The organism is Roseiconus lacunae, assembly GCF_008312935.1.
GTDB classification, from domain to species: Bacteria; Planctomycetota; Planctomycetia; order Pirellulales; family Pirellulaceae; genus Stieleria; species Stieleria lacunae.
In genome coordinates this window covers 428,904-445,242 of record NZ_VSZO01000053.1, presented here as the reverse complement: position 1 = coordinate 445,242, position 16,339 = coordinate 428,904, and the positions used below count along the sequence as shown (strand labels likewise).

10 protein-coding genes are annotated in these 16,339 nt (G+C 54.9%); 3 read left to right on the top strand and 7 right to left on the bottom strand.

Annotation, left to right across the window (positions count from 1 at the left end):
- Positions 1-68 precede the first annotated feature (68 nt).
- The gene (locus tag FYC48_RS24675; RefSeq protein WP_149499446.1) at positions 69-2,111 is read right to left on the bottom strand and encodes a multiheme c-type cytochrome; all 2,043 of its coding nucleotides are present in this window, start codon (positions 2,109-2,111) and stop codon (positions 69-71) included.
- A 253-nt stretch (positions 2,112-2,364) separates the two neighbouring features.
- Between FYC48_RS24675 and FYC48_RS24670 the strand changes: the two genes are divergently transcribed.
- Positions 2,365-3,759, top strand: coding sequence for a multiheme c-type cytochrome (locus tag FYC48_RS24670; protein WP_149499445.1), 1,395 nt, complete (start codon positions 2,365-2,367; stop codon positions 3,757-3,759).
- A 229-nt stretch (positions 3,760-3,988) separates the two neighbouring features.
- Here the strand turns inward: FYC48_RS24670 and FYC48_RS24665 are convergent, their stop codons facing one another.
- From FYC48_RS24665 to aroA, 6 genes are all read right to left on the bottom strand, one after another.
- On the bottom strand, positions 3,989-5,257 hold the full coding sequence (locus FYC48_RS24665; protein WP_149499444.1) for a DUF1559 domain-containing protein: 1,269 nt from the start codon (positions 5,255-5,257) through the stop codon (positions 3,989-3,991).
- A 235-nt stretch (positions 5,258-5,492) separates the two neighbouring features.
- Positions 5,493-7,286 (bottom strand): tetratricopeptide repeat protein, encoded by a 1,794-nt coding sequence (locus FYC48_RS24660; protein WP_230773820.1) that lies wholly within the window; start codon positions 7,284-7,286, stop codon positions 5,493-5,495.
- A 177-nt stretch (positions 7,287-7,463) separates the two neighbouring features.
- Positions 7,464-7,637 carry a hypothetical protein gene (locus FYC48_RS28205; protein WP_200836694.1) on the bottom strand — a complete coding sequence of 58 codons (174 nt, stop codon included), beginning with the start codon at positions 7,635-7,637 and terminating at the stop codon, positions 7,464-7,466.
- 152 nt (positions 7,638-7,789) lie between these two features.
- Positions 7,790-9,091: a DUF1501 domain-containing protein gene (locus tag FYC48_RS24655; protein ID WP_149499443.1), complete on the bottom strand. Its 1,302-nt coding sequence runs from the start codon at positions 9,089-9,091 to the stop codon at positions 7,790-7,792.
- 80 nt (positions 9,092-9,171) lie between these two features.
- Entirely contained in the window at positions 9,172-11,121 is a 1,950-nt protein-coding gene (locus FYC48_RS24650) for a DUF1549 and DUF1553 domain-containing protein (protein WP_149499442.1), read from the bottom strand.
- 556 nt (positions 11,122-11,677) lie between these two features.
- Complete coding sequence (gene aroA / locus FYC48_RS24645) at positions 11,678-13,075, bottom strand: 3-phosphoshikimate 1-carboxyvinyltransferase (protein ID WP_149499441.1); 1,398 nt, start codon at positions 13,073-13,075, stop codon at positions 11,678-11,680.
- 306 nt (positions 13,076-13,381) lie between these two features.
- Between aroA and FYC48_RS24640 the strand changes: the two genes are divergently transcribed.
- A complete protein-coding gene (locus FYC48_RS24640) occupies positions 13,382-15,025 on the top strand; it encodes an efflux transporter outer membrane subunit (protein ID WP_149499440.1) in 1,644 nt (547 codons plus the stop codon).
- A complete protein-coding gene (locus FYC48_RS24635; protein WP_149499439.1) occupies positions 15,018-16,271 on the top strand; it encodes an efflux RND transporter periplasmic adaptor subunit in 1,254 nt (417 codons plus the stop codon). Before FYC48_RS24640 ends, FYC48_RS24635 begins: the two co-directional genes overlap by 8 nt.
- The last annotated feature ends 68 nt before the right edge of the window (positions 16,272-16,339 follow it).

Below are 16,339 nucleotides of genomic sequence, written 5' to 3'. Positions count from 1 at the left end.
TCGGATCAGGTGGAATAGAAATGAAGTTTAAATAGCCGACGTGGCAGTCAAGGATGCAGGGTCGAATGTCACTCGGTTAAAGTCATTGGTGTCTCGTCGCGTTGTTCGATGATCGCGTCGATACGGCGTGTTTTCAGAACGTTGTTCGAATCAATTAGCAGGGCGGGTTTAGCCTCATGTGAGGTTTGATCCCAGTGACGGATGATTGACAGGACGGCCGCACGTCGCTCGGCATCGCCTCCGAGGGGGTGAACGTTCAGTGCTTCCAAACCTGGTAGCGATTGCAGTGATCGACGGGCAATCATTCGAACGGCAAGGTAAGGATCGTTTAACGCTTGGGCCAAGTAAACTGATTGCCAATCATCTCCCGATACGGCTTGGGCATCTGGCCACCCCATCGTCCAGGCCGCCATTGCCCGGCTGGCCGCGTTACCTTTCAACAACCACAAAATCGACGCTGCGACTTCAGATTGCTCTGCATCCAATGCCGGGGGCTTGATCGAATACCACTTCTCAAGGTTGTCGGCAGTCCACTTCAACGTTTTATCTAGGTGACATTGATTGCATGCGTTGGGTCGATCGACAGATAGTTCACGTTGTAAATCCGGGCTGGTGATCGTGTGATTCCGAATGGCTTTCAACAAACCGTAGGCCGTGTGCGGCATGTGGCAATTGTAGCAATTTGATCCCGATGACTCCGGCAAGTGATGTGTATGAGCGGTCGAGTACTGCTGCTGATCGTGGCAACTGATACAGGAATCGTTGCCGTAGCAATTAGGTTTCAACTGGTCATCGGCCCAAGATTCGTCGCTGCGTGGGTCCTCCGATGACTTATGAAGTTGATGGCACGACAGACAGCTCATTTGACCACGCTGGAAGCAAGCGGACTGTTCCATTGAGGTGAATTCGCGCCCCGAAACCCGGACCACTCCGTCTGCATAAAAAGTACCTCGATTCGTAGCAGTAACTCGCTCACGCATCGTGTGATTCTCAAGCAGCTCCTTCATCTGCGGACTATGAAGTTGCCATATCTCGTGCGATTGATGCAAATCCTCGCCCGGCCGAAATGCCGAACCCACGACATTGATTTGGTCTGGATCACCCTTCAACGTTAAAACCGAATGGCATTGCCCACAGACCTGAGACGACCGCACGTGCGAAAGGTTCTCGGGATTCACAATCGGATCGTGTACCGTCGAAGATCCAGTCGAACGATTTTCAGAGGAAGTTTTATGATACGCGATGTGATCCTCGCCGGGACCATGACAAGCTTCACAACTGATTCCAAACTCGGCGACCTGCGTGTCCCAGGAGTGATCGGGGAGCTTGCGTTCTTGCGGAAGTGTGGAGTGGCATCGGCTACAGCTTGAATTCCACCGACCGATTTCGTGTGATACCCCTAAATCGTTTGGCTGCAAAAATGCGGCCGAGCGGGGGATCCATTCTTGCGTTTCCTTCAAAAATACAAATGGAAGAATGGCCAGAGTTCGGCGAGCGCCAATGGGAAACCAATAGGCCTGCATGTGATGCGATCCGGTGGACATCACGATCGGCCGCCGGACTGTTTGCCGGGACTCCGCGGTCCCTGGAATCGCTGCCGGATCGAGTAGATCGACCCAACAAACGTCATCAGAGACACTCAGATGAAAGTCGCGTCCGTTCTGCGACAACGTCACGTCATCGAAGTCTCCGAGCGCCAGCTGAGGATCGACCACCTGTGTCATCGTACGGTGATACGATGCGTACCAACTCGCGTGATTTTGTGGATGGCATTCAAGGCAAGCGTCCGAAGCAACGTAACCTTGGTTGGAAACTTCAATCGGACGGAACTTAGCCAACTTCGTCGTGACAGGCAAATTTTCGTGGGGGGAATTGTCGCGGGACGAATTCCCAGAGTTGCTATTGTCAGCACTTTCCGCAGCGGAATCGGCAATGGCAGAGTCCGCAATAGCGATCACCGGGGCTTCCGTTGGCGGCAGCGCGATCACGACAAGCCCCACCACCGCGACAGGGATCGTTGCCGCGGCTAACCAAGATCGCTTGACCCACCAGACCATCCCGCCACAGATCAAGCCGACGACGATGCTAAAACCAATCACTGCGCCATTCATGTGAGTATTCTAGCAAAATCAAGCATGCAAATTCGCGAGATTATTCGTCGCGGCAAGTCAGCTTTCAACGTTCCCCCAGCCCGCACTTGTTTGTTTGCCGGCTGCGAATCCTATGTTTCGATTTGCCATGAAGAGAGAGCTCGCGCACACTGAGGCGATTGAGTGGTTGGCACCGCTCGATCAGCTTGCCTTTACGTGATTGGTTTGGTCCAATCGAATTTTGTCGGCAGAGTTGGCCTGAGGAGATCCACCTTTGAATTCGAAACGCTGGGCAGCGCTAAGTTTGGTCGTCATTGCCGTCGGTTGGTTTGCCTATGATGCGATCGAGCGAAAACGTGACGACGAACATGTCCGTGAATTGATGAGTGCTCAGCGACAACGTCGTTCCGTCGAACAAGCGAAGCCCTCGACGCCGACGAAGCCGCCAAGTGACATGGTGGTGAGCTTGATCCCAGGAAACGTCTGGTTTGTCGGAAAATACGAAGACGGGGGTGGAATCGAGATCCCATTCCCCCCCGGCGAGTCGCCGGTGAAGAGCTCTGACGAGACTCCTAAACACGACAACCCTGGATTCGTCGGGCCCGATCAGTGCCGGGAATGCCATCAGGACAAATACGAATCGTTTCTTCAGACGGCGCATTTCAAAACAAGTCGGCCCGTCAACGAAAATACGATCGATGGAAAATTTGAGCCCGGAACGAATACGTTTCAGACTTCTGATCCGAATATGTCCTTCGAAATGATTCGCGAAGATGACGAGTTTCTGCAACGCGTCAAGTTCTTCGACTGGAGCTTCGAAGTGCCCATGGAAATCATCATGGGTTCGTCCAAGATGGCTCAAACCTATTTGTACTGGCACAAAGACAGGCTCTATCAACACAATGTCACCCATATCACCGACGGGGACCAGTGGATCAATAGCCCCGGATACATAGACGGTGACGCCGCCTACGCCCGCCCGATTCCACAACGTTGCCTCGAATGCCACCTGACGTACTTTGATTACCGAGGCAACAACAACCAGTACACGCCGGGATCGCTCATCCTCGGGGTCACTTGTGAACGCTGTCACGGGCCGGGGCAAGAACACGTCAACCACCATCGCGAACACAAAGGAGATCGCGAAGCAAATGCGATCATCAATCCTGCTGCCCTCGATCGCCAAGTCCAAATGGACATCTGCGGGCAGTGTCACGGCGGTACACGTGAGATGAAAGGCGACGCGTTAAGCTTCCGACCCGGCGATCGCCTGGCTGACCACTATGACCCTCCGGATGACGAGGCCGACGTCAAAAACAGCGTGCACACCAGTAATCAGTTGAATCGTCTCGCGCAAAGCAAGTGCTTTCAACAATCAATGATGACATGCATCGACTGCCATGACCCTCATCACAATGAACGCGGAGACCGAGCACTATTCTCCAGCCGTTGCATGAACTGCCACGAAAACGAGAGTGACTGCGGACACTTCCCTCAAGAAGGAATTACTTTTGCCGAGAACTGCATCGATTGCCATATGCCCCAACGACCAACCGAAAAACTGCGGCTGAAGAGCGTCGACGGTGATGTCTTCCCACCCCTACGTGATCACTTTATCCGCGCCGACCAATTGGCAACGGAGCGATTCATGCGAGAGCAAGCGAAGTGAGTGGGGAGATGCGAGTGGATCCTCTAGCCCCAATGTTCGCGTTCGACTCAACAGCCGACGGGTGATTGCACCGAAACCGTGACTAACGCCAATCGGCTGATCCTAATGTCAGATTTTGGCGGAGCATTAAATGCGAATGGTAAGTGTATCATTAAAAAACCTCGTTCACACGTGGCGAACGAGGTTGGAAAGTGATCTTTGAGTGACTGTAACTTATCGTTTCAGTGGCTTACTGGTTGAGTGCCTCTTCGATCGTCTCGCCGACATCACGAGTCCCCAGTGCCCCCCAAAGTCCATAAGGGCTTTCCGATCCAGGTGGTAGCGCTACGCCGACGACATCGGCACGCTGCACACAAACGGTCGGTTGCTCCGGATCACCGGAATCGACACTGTCGGTCATAAAGACAACCGCACCATCACCCATCAGGACGTGGGCACCACCTGGGTGGCGACTTCCCGCGGTCGAAATGACGCCGGAGTGATTTCCGTCGTTGTTCGCATCGACACAGTTAGGTCCGTTTGGCGGAAGGATCGTATGAATCGCGGTGTAGTACGCCCGCGAATCCGCCCATCGAGAGTGCTTCGACTGCGAAAGACTTGCGCTGACCAAGGCGGTCGTCGCGTAGAACGTAGGCTTTTCGGGGTCAATGTGATCGCCGGTTTTGCAACGTGCTGGGGTCAAGATCGTGTTGTTATTCGATCCCGGAGCCCGCATGTTGATGTTTCGTACGAAGTCAGCTTTGACTTCCCGTTTGCCACCCGAAGTGCAAACTTCGGCAGCAGCAAGGGTATTGGAAAGACCATCGAGGATGTCACGGAACTTCATGTCCTGGCGGTTCCAAAAGAAGCCGCGCTGTGCCGCTCGGGCACGCTCGACCGCCCAGTTCTCATCACGATTATCAAAGTTTCCGAAGAAACCAAAATCGTTTACGCCGCCGTTGTTCGAACGGTCCACAGCATCACCCAGTGAAGCGGCGTAGTTCGTCCGTGCGAGTTGTCCCGGTGCACGAGCTTGGCCGGGGTCACTCGGGCAACGGAAACCTGGAACCTGAGTCACCCAAGGAACATACGTTGTCAACCACGGACATGGGCCCATCGGGGGCCAAGTTCCACCGGTATCCGCGTGCGGAGTTTGGCCGGGCGTCGCTTGCGTGCTGGGATTGGAAATGCTGTCCCACAATCCCTGCTGTTCCATGTATGGCAGGATCGGAACCAACCAACTCAGGAACAGACGATTACTCTGTACCGACGCGTTGCTCATCGAAGGGACCCGAGCAGTACCGGTACCATTGATGGGCAATTGCTTGAACGAGCTGTGATAGTTGTGCATCGCAAGCCCGATCTGCTTGAAATTATTGCTGCACGACATACGTCGAGCGGCTTCACGGGCTGCCTGCACTGCCGGCAATAATAGGCCAACAAGAATGCCGATAATGGCGATGACGACCAACAGTTCCACGAGTGTGAAACCCGATCGCAAAGAATGACGTCTCTGCATCTAAGACTCCCAAAAAAGAAAAACAGTTCGAATCAAATCGAGACTAACCTGAATAGGGTTTTTTAGAATACCCGTAATCGGGTCCAAATTGGGTCCGAGAGAAGAAAATTTCGCGAATTAATGGCTGGTGCAAGGGCCATGAGTTGACTAAAAGGCGCCACATGTTCACTTAGCCTGCAAATCCCGGTCCATTTGGAACCCGAACAAGCACCACACGTGGGGCATGATCATGCCATCATTCGGAGTCCGGGCTTCGCGGCAACCCTTGCCGGACTCGGCTCAAAGCTTCTAAAGCACGTTGACTTGTCGGATCGAGCGAAAGTGCCCGCCGATAATGCTCCACCGCCTGCTCCGGATCTCCCGCGTACTCCAATGCCTCGCCAAGCTGGATATGAGCCCCGATCAACCGAGGTTCCAACACGAGCCCGAGCTGAAAGCACTTGGCGGCAAGTGCCGGTTGGCCGTTCAACATGTAGGCCCGGCCAAGATTGACATAGCCTTCTGCTAACTCAGGAAATTCCGAGACGGATCGCTGCAGTAAACGAATTCCCAACGGAAGATTGCCGGCCTGACAAGCCGATACGCCCATGTTCATGTAACAACTCGCGTGTAATGAATCTTCTTCATGGACGCGAATGTTGCAAAACACCGCGGACAATAGCAGCACCGCGATTAGGAGCTTGCGATGCCCCTGACGCTGGCGAAACCGAGCCACGATGTCGATGATGCCTGCAGCGGCGAATGGGAGGAAGAGAATCGAAACAGGGTTCCGGTACCGGCCCAAAATAAAGAAAAGCACTACCGCTGCGATCATCGAAAGCAAGAGCAAGTAATACAGCCAAAGCCTTCGCCGTTGGCCCCAAGTCGCAAAAAGCCCCCAGATCCCCAATGGGCAGAGGATCCCAAAATGCCACACCAGACTTAGCTTCAGCGGCGTCGAATATTCTCGAAAGATATACATGCTCTCGACATCGGGGACTTCATAGCGATTGAACACCATGAATGTCTTGGCCACCATCAGCTGAAACCAGCGTCCCGGTGCTTGTCGAATGTCACCCCAAGCCTCGGACATCCAAAATGTCGAGACCTCGCGAGCGGAAAGTTCGTGTCCAACAGCCTGTTCGGCCAAGCGTTCCGCGTCGGCCCGTTCGTACATCGGCGTTCCATGACCGGGAACCAGTGGCTCGTAGATCCCGTTGGCTTGCAAATGGTTGCCAATGTAAAAGTTTGGGCCGGCTTGAAATGTGGTCGGCGACCATTCACCTCCCAATGATGCATTGCGTGCGGCAACCGGTAACAAGATCAACGCGAGCCCGCCGACATAGCACGCCACCAACGCCCAACGTCGACGCGTTGTTTCATCGAGCGCAAGCAGAATCCAGAGCGGAACTAATGGCGTCCAAAGCAACGCGTTTTCTCGCGTTAGAACCAGTAGCGCAAGCGAAATACCAGTCAGGACGGCGTAGCGATACCGACGCTCGGTTTGCAAATAGACGCATGCCGCCAAGAACATGCACAATAGAAAGGTTGCCAACGCAGCCTTTTGAATGATGCCGTCGTAAAAGATCGCCGGCGGATAGACGGCCAACATCAACGCAGAAACCAACCCGACTTTCTCGGAGAATAGCTTCCGTCCCGCGAGTCCGATCAAGGCAACTCCGGCGACCCCCAACACCATTTGAACCAAGCGAATCAACGTGACGCTAGGCCCGAATAGCTTGATCAGTACCGCCAGAAAATAAGGATAAAGCGGCGCTTGGTAAAACGTTTCGCTGCCATACCAGTCGCCACCACTGATCTTGAGTGCCCAATCGAAATAACCTCGGGCATCACCGAGCAACTGAATCAGGGTCGGTACTTCGATCGTTTGTAGCAGATGAATGCAGCGAAGCAGAAATGCGACCACACACAGGCCCAATAAGAGCCACCGGAACGAATACCGACTGGCTTCAGCCGGCTCCTTCGATGAAATCTCTGCTGAGGCTGGCGATTGACGGGCCGTCTGCGAGCGATTGACGCGTTTACCCATCAATGCGCCATGGTCGATTCGAAATGATCAACTGCCGATTCAAATAAGAAACCATCCGAAAGCACTTCAATGCCAATTGAACAGCCGAAGGCACAAGCTGATGCCCTCGCTCCTTGACAATCGCCGAACCGCCGGCCCAATGTTGGCCTATTCGACTCAAAGCTTTCGGCTAGGTTGTTACTGAGTGACGTCGTCGGCGGCATCCATTTCCTCTTCATAGCTTTCCAACTCCTGATCGATCTCAGCTTGAGATCGGGTGTCTTCGATGACTTCGTTGTCACCACTGCCGCAACCGATGACGGAGATTGAAACGACCAATGCGAACAGAACGGGGAAGGTTAAACGTGACATAGCAAATGCTCTTGCGTGAAAGAAGATGATAAAACTGCCAATGGGGGATCGATTCTTCCCCAAATCTTCTTGGCTTGCAAGTAGCCGGGCATCATTTTGGGGGCTGCCACACCGGGCCGACGGAATGAAGCAATCGCAGTATGATCGACACGCTACGCCAGCAGGTCTTCGATCACTTCGCCATCGCCACCGATTTTGAACGGACGTCCATTCGGAGAGAACAGCTCTTCATCGACCGGCAGACCGGCCGCCGCCGCGATCGTTTTGTTAAAATCGCCCACCGACATTTGGCTGTCTTCGACGGAAAAACCTCGCTCGTCACTGGCCCCATAAACCTGACCGCCTTTGATTCCCGCTCCGGCAAGTAACGAGCAAAACGCGCCGGGGTGATGATCACGACCGGCATTCGCGTTGATCGAAGGTTTACGTCCAAACTCTGTCGTCAGTACAACCATGGTGTCCTGAAGCAGCCCCGTGCGATGGAGGTCCTTCAACAGAATTCCGAGCGCATTATCGAGCTGGCCGGCACGTTCATCCAATCGCCCATACAGATCTTGATGCATGTCCCACCCGCCATAAGTCACCTCGACAAATCGGGCGCCACTTTGCACCAAACGTCTCGCCAACAAGCATCCCTGGCCGAGCGTATTCTTACCATAGGCCTCGCGCACCTTTTCTGGTTCGTCTTTAAGATCAAAGACTTTCAAATGATCGCTGCCCATCAAATTGCGGGCCTCGGAATAGAGCTGGTTGTACGCTTCAATTTTGACGTTAGCCCGATGCGACGTTTGAAACTCGGTATCAAACTTTTCGGCGAGCGCCAACCTTCGTTGGAACAGTGTCTCCGGCAGGTAACTCGGCAACTTGATGTTCTTGATACCGCTCGATGGATTCGCGATCGGTACCGGCGATAGCGACGGTTCAAGGAATCCCGCCCCGGGATGTCGATTTGCACCGCCAATGACGTAGTTCCCCGGAAGCTCGCGGTTCAACCGCCCCTGCTGCGAAAGCATCCATGCCCCCATTCCAGGGTGCTGGATGCTGTTGAGTTTTTTGTAGGACGTGCGCATTAGATACTGCGCCTTGTCGTGGGCACCTGTTTCGGTCGCCAGAGATCGTACGACGGCCAGTGCACCGGCAAGGTACGAAAGCTTTGGAAAGCGATCGCCGAACGTAACTCCGGGGACCCGCGTTTGAATCGGCTTCGTTTCACCAGCCTCGGGCACACCGGTTTTCGGATCAAACGTGTCAAGATGCGTCATCGCACCTTCCATAAACAGATAGATGATGTGCTTCGCCTTGCCCTGCGGGACACTGGCAGCTTGCGCCTCGCCGAGCGACAACATGGGACCGGCGCCGACGGCACCGGCAAAGCTAACTCCCAAGCATTGTGTCGCGACCGATCGCATAAAATCGCGTCGATGTTCACGACTGAATTCGTTGGCGTTGTTCATGATCAATGGTTTCGTAAACGATAGATTAATGACGAGAAGCGATCAGGTGGGTTCACTGCGAGTTCATTCTTAATGCGAGTTCATTGAATGAACAAGAATTCGCGTGTATTCAGCAATGCCCAAACAATGTTGCCATAGCCAACCGCATCGTTGGCGGTCTTGGAAAGTTCGCGTGCGGCGGCAATCCGGTCACGCGGACTTGGCCGTCGCGAGAGGACGCTCATAAAAATTGCTTCGACACGATCGCGAGCTTGTTCGATCGTGAGTACTTCGTCGACGATTGCCGATCCTGGTTCGAGCATCACGTGGGTGATTGGCCCATTGAACATTGCGAGGATCTGCGGGACGGTCGCTTCGACGTCCGAGCCATCGATCGTTTCTCGGTCGCCTTGGCCGAACTGACGCAAAAAGTGATCGGCGTTTTGGGGCGATGGCAATTCACTTGCACGGCACAAGACGTTGCCTTGATAACTGTGTTTGTTCAGCCCGCGTTTGTAGGTTGGCAGGAAATAGCTTTTCTGGAACGCTTCGGACTGTGACTTCGCGTCTTCAAAGGTCAGCGAAGCAAAGTCGACATCGACGGCGTTTTTGATTTCGCCCACCGTCGGACGTTGAAAGGGCATTGGATTGCGAACCGCCAAGGTCAGCATCGAGTCCCACACCTGCTCGGCCGACATTCGGCGAATCACCGGACCAGGAAAAAAGTACTGCTCGCCGCTAGTCAAACTGTAATCGGTGGCTTCCCGTTGGTAGGTCCGTGAGTAAAGGATGATGCGCGTTAGATCCTTTAAATCAAACCCCGAACGCACCAGTTGGTCGCCAAGGAACTCCATCGCATCTTCACACGAACGAGGGCTATCCTCGATGAAATCATCCACCGGTTCGACAAAGCCGACTCCCAGGAAACGTTTCCAAAAACGATTGACAACCGTATGGCGGAACTGCTCGTTGTCCGGGCTGGTCAGCCAAGCGGCGAATTGGTGACGTCGCGTCGCGTTCTTCGACTTCGATGGAATCTCTCCCCAAAGCACCGCCGGCTTGACGATCGATTTCGGTTTCGCGTTATCGTATGCATAGTCGTGTGGCAAACGCATCTCTGCGTTCACTTCCGAGACACGGTAGGTATTCGCGCGCAGCAAACGCTGGAAAGCCCCCGGGACACGCCCCTTGTCATAACGTTGACGTGCGTCACTGATCAACTTATTCGCCGGATTCGTTTTCTCGAAACCGGGATCACCTTTTCGAATTCTCGTTCGAGTCCCGGTCGTGAAAGCAGCTAATTCGTAGAACTGGTACTGCGTCCAATTGTCAAAGGGATGGTCATGGCACTGGGCGCATCCGATTTGTGTCCCAAGAAAAACACGCACGGTGTTGTCGACATAGGGCAGCGGCATCCCGTCATCGCGAAGCTGGTACCCGACCGCGGGGTTCTCCCAGACTTTGCCCTCGGCGGTCAGCATCTCGTAAACCCATTTGTCGTACGACTTGTTCGTCCGAATCGAATCCTTGATGTATGCGAGATAGGGTTCGGCAATAATGTTCGGTTGCGGCCGTTCGACCAAACGCAACGTGTCGGCCCAAAAGTTGTACGAATGACTGACCCAGTCGGGACTGCTCAGCAATTCGTCAATCAGTTCCACCCGCTTGTCGGGATCGCTGGATTCTAAGAACGCGCTCGTCTCCTTTAACGTCGGTATCCGGCCGGCCACATCCAAATAGACGCGGCGTAAAAAGACTTCATCACTGGCGATCGGATTGGGATCGATTCCCTTGTCCGCGAGTTCTTTCTCAACCATGTGATCTAGCTCAGACGCCGCGTACTCAAGATCCGTGCGCCGACTGCGATCGGCCGGCTCAACATCCATCAAGTGAGATGGCGCCGATCGAACGCTTTCGGGTAGCCGTATCTTTGGCGGTGCGGGCTTTTTCTTTTTCTGGGCGAAGGCTTGCCCACCAGTTGCCACAATGAAAGTGCCGATCAACCATGCGGCACCGATGCATTGAACCCAAGGACGAAATCCGTGACCCATGGTGACGTTCGATTCCAAGAAAGGGAGATAAGAAGGCTGCGAAGGGTGAACGTCGCCCCGCGGCTTGCTGTACCCATCTTAGCTGGCAGTGTCATCAATTTCCCCACACATTGACGCCGCGAACGCCTACGGAAGACTCGCTATCCTTCTCCAGAGGCGTCGAAATCTGCGCAACCTGAACCACCACCCCCACTGCCGAGCGGAGCAGTCTAGGAAAGGGAGGGGCAACCGATGAGCAGCCGCAAGGCTTGTTGCCACCTCGCGCGCCGCCGCTTTCGCCACAGCGATACATCCATTCGAAACCTGTGGTGAGTTTCGCTATTCGAGAACCCAATTCGTACGGTCCTCCAACGTGTCCTGCCCGTCTACTTGCAGATTTTCTGAATGGCGCTATCCATGGCCTTGTCGCAGTAACCGCGGCTAATGCCGTTCGGCTGATCGAAGAAATCGCCGGTGCGTTTGCGATATCAGCCGCCTGGCATTAGCCACGGTTGACGTGTTTGACAGCGCCGTTCGGCTAAGAGAACAGGCATCAATTCCTAGCGGAAACGAAGGACTAAGTCCAACGATGCGGTCGACCGATCAACTCTTCCAAGTCTTTGAAAAATTCCGGATACGTTTTCACCGTACACGCTGGGTCCAGAATCTCGACGCCTTCGGCACACAACCCAGCCAGCGATAGACTCATCGCCATCCGGTGGTCATGGTAAGTTTCTAACGTTGCCGAACTTGGCCCGCCGCTTGGCGGTGTGATCGTCAATCCGTCTTCATGCTCATCAACTTCGGCGCCCAGCTTGCGAAGCTCGCAAGCAAGATCGCCGATGCGATCCGTCTCTTTGAATCGATTGTGCGCGACGTTCCTGACCCGCGTCGGGCCCTGAGCGAATAGGGCGACCACCGCAAGCGTTTGCACGGTGTCGCTAATCTTATTCATGTCGACATCGATCCCATTCGCCGCCCGGCCTTCGATGGTCATCGAATCTTCGTCGTGTGTGAACGTACAACCCATTTGTTGAAGGACGTCGCAAAAACCAACGTCACCTTGCATCGCGTCAGGCGTCAGCCCTTGGACCGTCACTTTTCCACCGGTGATCGCGGCTGCCGCCCAGAAATAACTTGCCGCCGATGCATCAGGCTCAATCGCGTACGTTGTTCCTCGATAGCCTTCGCCGCTCACGATCACGCGGACAGAGACATTGTCGCGATCACGAGCGTCATCGTCTTGATCATGGATGTCGATGGTCGCGCCGAAAGAACGCATCGTCTGAGCGGTCATTTCGACATAGGGACGCGAAACAAGCTCTCCCAATACTTCGATGGTGACCGAAGTATGACCATTCTCGATCGCGACCGGAGCCGCCATCATCAAACCACTTAGGTATTGGCTGCTGACATTCCCAGCGACTTGCAAGACAACCTGAGAACCTGGGGTATCACACCCCACTGATGAAGTGCCTTGCCATCCATCAGACTGGATCAGAACCGGAGGGCACCCGTTGGGTGACTCGCAAATAATAGATCCGTTTTGAACTGCCGCGAGCGCATTGACAAGGTCAGCGATCGGTCGCTCGTGCATTCTTGGAACACCGGACAAACGATACTGCCCACCGGCTGCTGAGAGTGCCGCCGTCAGAAATCGAACGCTGGTACCGCTGTTGGCGATGAACAACGACTCGACTTCGTCCGGGGCAATGCGATCACTCCCGTCAACTCGGATCGAATCGCCGTCGATTTCAATTCGCACGCCGCACTTTCGCAAGCTATCGATCATCACTTCGGTGTCTTCGCTTCGTAGGCAACCGGTCAGGGTCGACGTCCCGCTGGCCATCGCGGCGCAAATCAACGCACGGTTGGTCAAACTTTTGCTGCCCGGAGGGCGGATCGCTCCAGAAACGGGGCCGCCGGTTGTCACGGTCACGCTGACGGGCGGATCAACTGGAGTGGTCGAAGACATGAGGCTGGCAAACGGGGGTCGGAGGAAAGTACTACGGTCGCAAGCATCGCTGGCTATTCAAGAACCTGCCGATGCGCTCGGTCGGGAGGCCAGTATCACCGGCAAGGCAATGATCGATCAATCCCGCATGCACCCTCTATTGGTTCAGGCCGGCAGTGTGCCGTCGAGCGGATTCGCAAAGGTTTCGTTTTCAAAATCTCCGCGCAAGGAAAATCACCATGATTTCGGCATCACATTCCGACTCCTTTCTTGGAAGTTCGGCGATTGGGGTTGCCGCTTAGAAGTCAATATTTCTAGACCACGTTCATGAACAGATTCGCCCTGGTCCCTCAGAGGAATTTCCGCTTCGTTCTGGCAATCGCGTTGCTTTTAGCTGGCGGCTGCGCGCTGCTGATCATTGGCGGATGTGCGGGAAGGCAAGCCACTGGGACGTTTAGCGCCGAACCTCCACCTTCGTTTTCCGCCAGCGGCGACGTCGTCCAGCCGGATCAGTGGTGGAATTCGTTTGGCGATCCGCAACTCGACGAGCAAATCAACCAACTTTTCGATGGCAGTTTCACGCTTGCCGCCGCGATTCAGCGACTCAGCGCCGCACGGGCCGTCACTCGTCGCGAGGCGTCTGACTTTTTCATCGATTTGAACGGGGTTTCGTCGATCGGAAGCACATACGGCCCCGGCAGCGACGATCATAGCTACCTCTGGGGATTCGACGCATCCTACCAAGTCGACTTGTGGGGGCGGATCGAGTCTCAGGTCGAAGCCGAGCGGCTGAGAGCGGCGGCTACCCATGCGGACTACCATGCGATCGCACTCGCATTGACAGCCGAAGTCACGCGCACATGGTTTGCACTGATCGAAGCCCATGCCCAGCTCGAATTGCTCGATGAGCAAATCCAAACCAACCAGACGGGGTTGTCGCTACAAGAAGCTCGCTTCGGTCTCGGCCAGATTCGCAGCCCCGATGTATTGCGGCAGCGCCAATTGGTCGAAGGGACGCTGGAACAGTCCGCAGTGGTAAAGTCACAAATCGAAGTTCTTGAGCATCGCCTGGCAATCCTGCTTGGCCAAATGCCACAAAACGCCAAGTACAGCCCCGGGTCGAATCTGCCTGCCCTTCCGCCATTGCCGAACACGGGACTGCCGGCCGAGCTATTGAAACGTCGGCCGGATGTTCGCCGTGACTATTTGGCGTTCATGGCAGCCAACAAGGACCTCGCCGCCGCGATCAGTGACCAATTTCCACGACTGGACTTGAGCGGTTCGCTGCTTAACTCGGCGGAAAAGCCTGAAGACCTGTTCCGAGACTGGTTCCTGTCGATCGGCGGCCAACTGGTGGGACCGATTCTTGACGGTGGTCAACGACGCGCCGAAGTCGATCGGAACAGTGCGATCGTCCGGCAGCGATTCAATGAATACGGCGACACGATGCTAAACGCGTTCGCAGAAGTCGAAGACAACCTGGCACGCGAAAAATACCAGCTTGAACGACTCACGCACCTCGAAGCCCAGGCGAAATGGGCTCAAATGTCGGCCGATCAATTGCGTGAGCAGTACTTGATCAACGAAGCCGATTACCTGGATGTTTTAAGCGCGATCACGGCGGGACAAAGATTACAGCGCGAAACGCTGTCCGCTCGATTAGACTTACTACTGATCCGCGTGTCGCTCTACCTTGCGCTCGCGGGTGGATTTGAGCCCCGCCCCCAACCCACAATCGTAATACAAGACGAAACCGTCGTTGACGGCGTTTCAATCTCGACCGGTGAACCGATCGAGTCGGATTTGCCGGAAACGCTCCCGCCGATCAGCAACCTGAATCCAGCCGGCCCTGCCTCCGCCGCCGCGTCATCGGATTCGCTTGCCCCCTTGATCGCACCGGACAACTCCGGCGACTTTGAGCAATTGCTCAGGACGGTCGATCGTCTTCCCGATACTGAACTCGATGAATGATGCATCCAACTCACGGCTGATTTGGCGCTGGCTTCGCGTCCTTGGAAATTTGATCGCTTGCCTGGCTATCTTGGGCGCTTCGGTCGCCGCGATCGTCGTTATCAATCGTACCGAGCCGACAGCCGAGAAAATCACTGCGACACGAAAATCGTCGGCGTTGGTCGAAACCGTCACGGTGGCCCGCGAGACCTATTCGCCACGTCTGGTCGTGCTGGGCAAAGTCCAACCCGCTCAAGACATTACACTTAGCCCCCGAATCCGCGGCCAAGTCATCGAGGTATCGCCAAGTTTCGTGCCCGGTGGAATGGTCCGCCAAGGCGACTTATTGTTGCGGATCGACCCGGCCGACTTTGAAAACGCCCTTGCGATCAGCGAGAGCGAACTCGCCAAGGCCCAGGCGTCACTGGATATCGAAATGGGACGCCAAAGCCTCGCGAAAAAAGAGCTCGCGCTGCTCGAAGATACGATCAACGAAACCAACCGTGCTCTCGTTTTGAGAGAACCACAAATCGCTTCGATCCAGGCCGAAGTGAGCGCCGCCAAGGCCGCGATCGAACGAGCCAAGCTGGATTTAGATCGCACCGAAATCTTCGCCCCGTTCGACGCTCAAATCCTGACCCGATCGATTAACGTTGGATCTCAGGTCGCCACCGGCGACGAACTCGCCCAGTTAGTCGGCATCGACGAATACTGGATCATCGCGGCCGTCCCCGTTCGTAGTTTGCGTTGGGTAAAGTTTCCAGAGAGCGACGAGGAACATGGTTCGGTCGTCCGTCTCCGCAATCCCGATTCTTGGCCAGAAGGAACCGAACGGATCGGTTACGTACGACGCATGATCGGTGCCCTCGATCAGCAGACGCGACTGGCGCGATTATTGATCTCGATTCCCGATCCTCTGGGACAGAATTCAGATCAACCGCCCCTAATCCTGGAAACGTTGGTCGAAACCGAAATCGAAGGCACACCGATCGAGAACGTCTTTCGCCTCGAGCGAAAACTTGTGCGTGATTCCGATACGGTTTGGGTGATGAAGGACGATCAACTGGAAATCCGAAACGTTGAAATTGTCGTACGCGATGCGGACTACGCCTACATTTCCGCGGGACTTGAAGACGGGGAAGACGTCGTCATCACCACCTTGGCGACCGTCGCTGACGGAGTCGGCCTGAAGAAAATTACCCCCGAGAGTTCCGACGATGGCGAATCCATCGACGAGGAAGCGACCGGTGAGAAGGAGGCAGCTTGATGCAAGATTCCTCCGATCCACGCTCAAGTGATCTCGAAACCACCGCTACGCCGACTTCAAGCGGGGAG

Bases quoted from the DNA above. Each gene is read 5' to 3' on its own strand.
- FYC48_RS24675 (WP_149499446.1), bottom strand. From the start codon at position 2,111: ATGAATGGCGCAGTGATTGGTTTTAGCATCGTCGTCGGCTTGATCTGT.
- FYC48_RS24665 (WP_149499444.1), bottom strand. From the start codon at position 5,257: ATGCAGAGACGTCATTCTTTGCGATCGGGTTTCACACTCGTGGAACTG.
- FYC48_RS24660 (WP_230773820.1), bottom strand. From the start codon at position 7,286: ATGGGTAAACGCGTCAATCGCTCGCAGACGGCCCGTCAATCGCCAGCC.
- FYC48_RS28205 (WP_200836694.1), bottom strand. From the start codon at position 7,637: ATGTCACGTTTAACCTTCCCCGTTCTGTTCGCATTGGTCGTTTCAATC.
- FYC48_RS24655 (WP_149499443.1), bottom strand. From the start codon at position 9,091: ATGAACAACGCCAACGAATTCAGTCGTGAACATCGACGCGATTTTATG.
- FYC48_RS24650 (WP_149499442.1), bottom strand. From the start codon at position 11,121: ATGGGTCACGGATTTCGTCCTTGGGTTCAATGCATCGGTGCCGCATGG.
- aroA (WP_149499441.1), bottom strand. From the start codon at position 13,075: ATGTCTTCGACCACTCCAGTTGATCCGCCCGTCAGCGTGACCGTGACA.
- FYC48_RS24640 (WP_149499440.1), top strand. From the start codon at position 13,382: ATGAACAGATTCGCCCTGGTCCCTCAGAGGAATTTCCGCTTCGTTCTG.
- FYC48_RS24635 (WP_149499439.1), top strand. From the start codon at position 15,018: ATGAATGATGCATCCAACTCACGGCTGATTTGGCGCTGGCTTCGCGTC.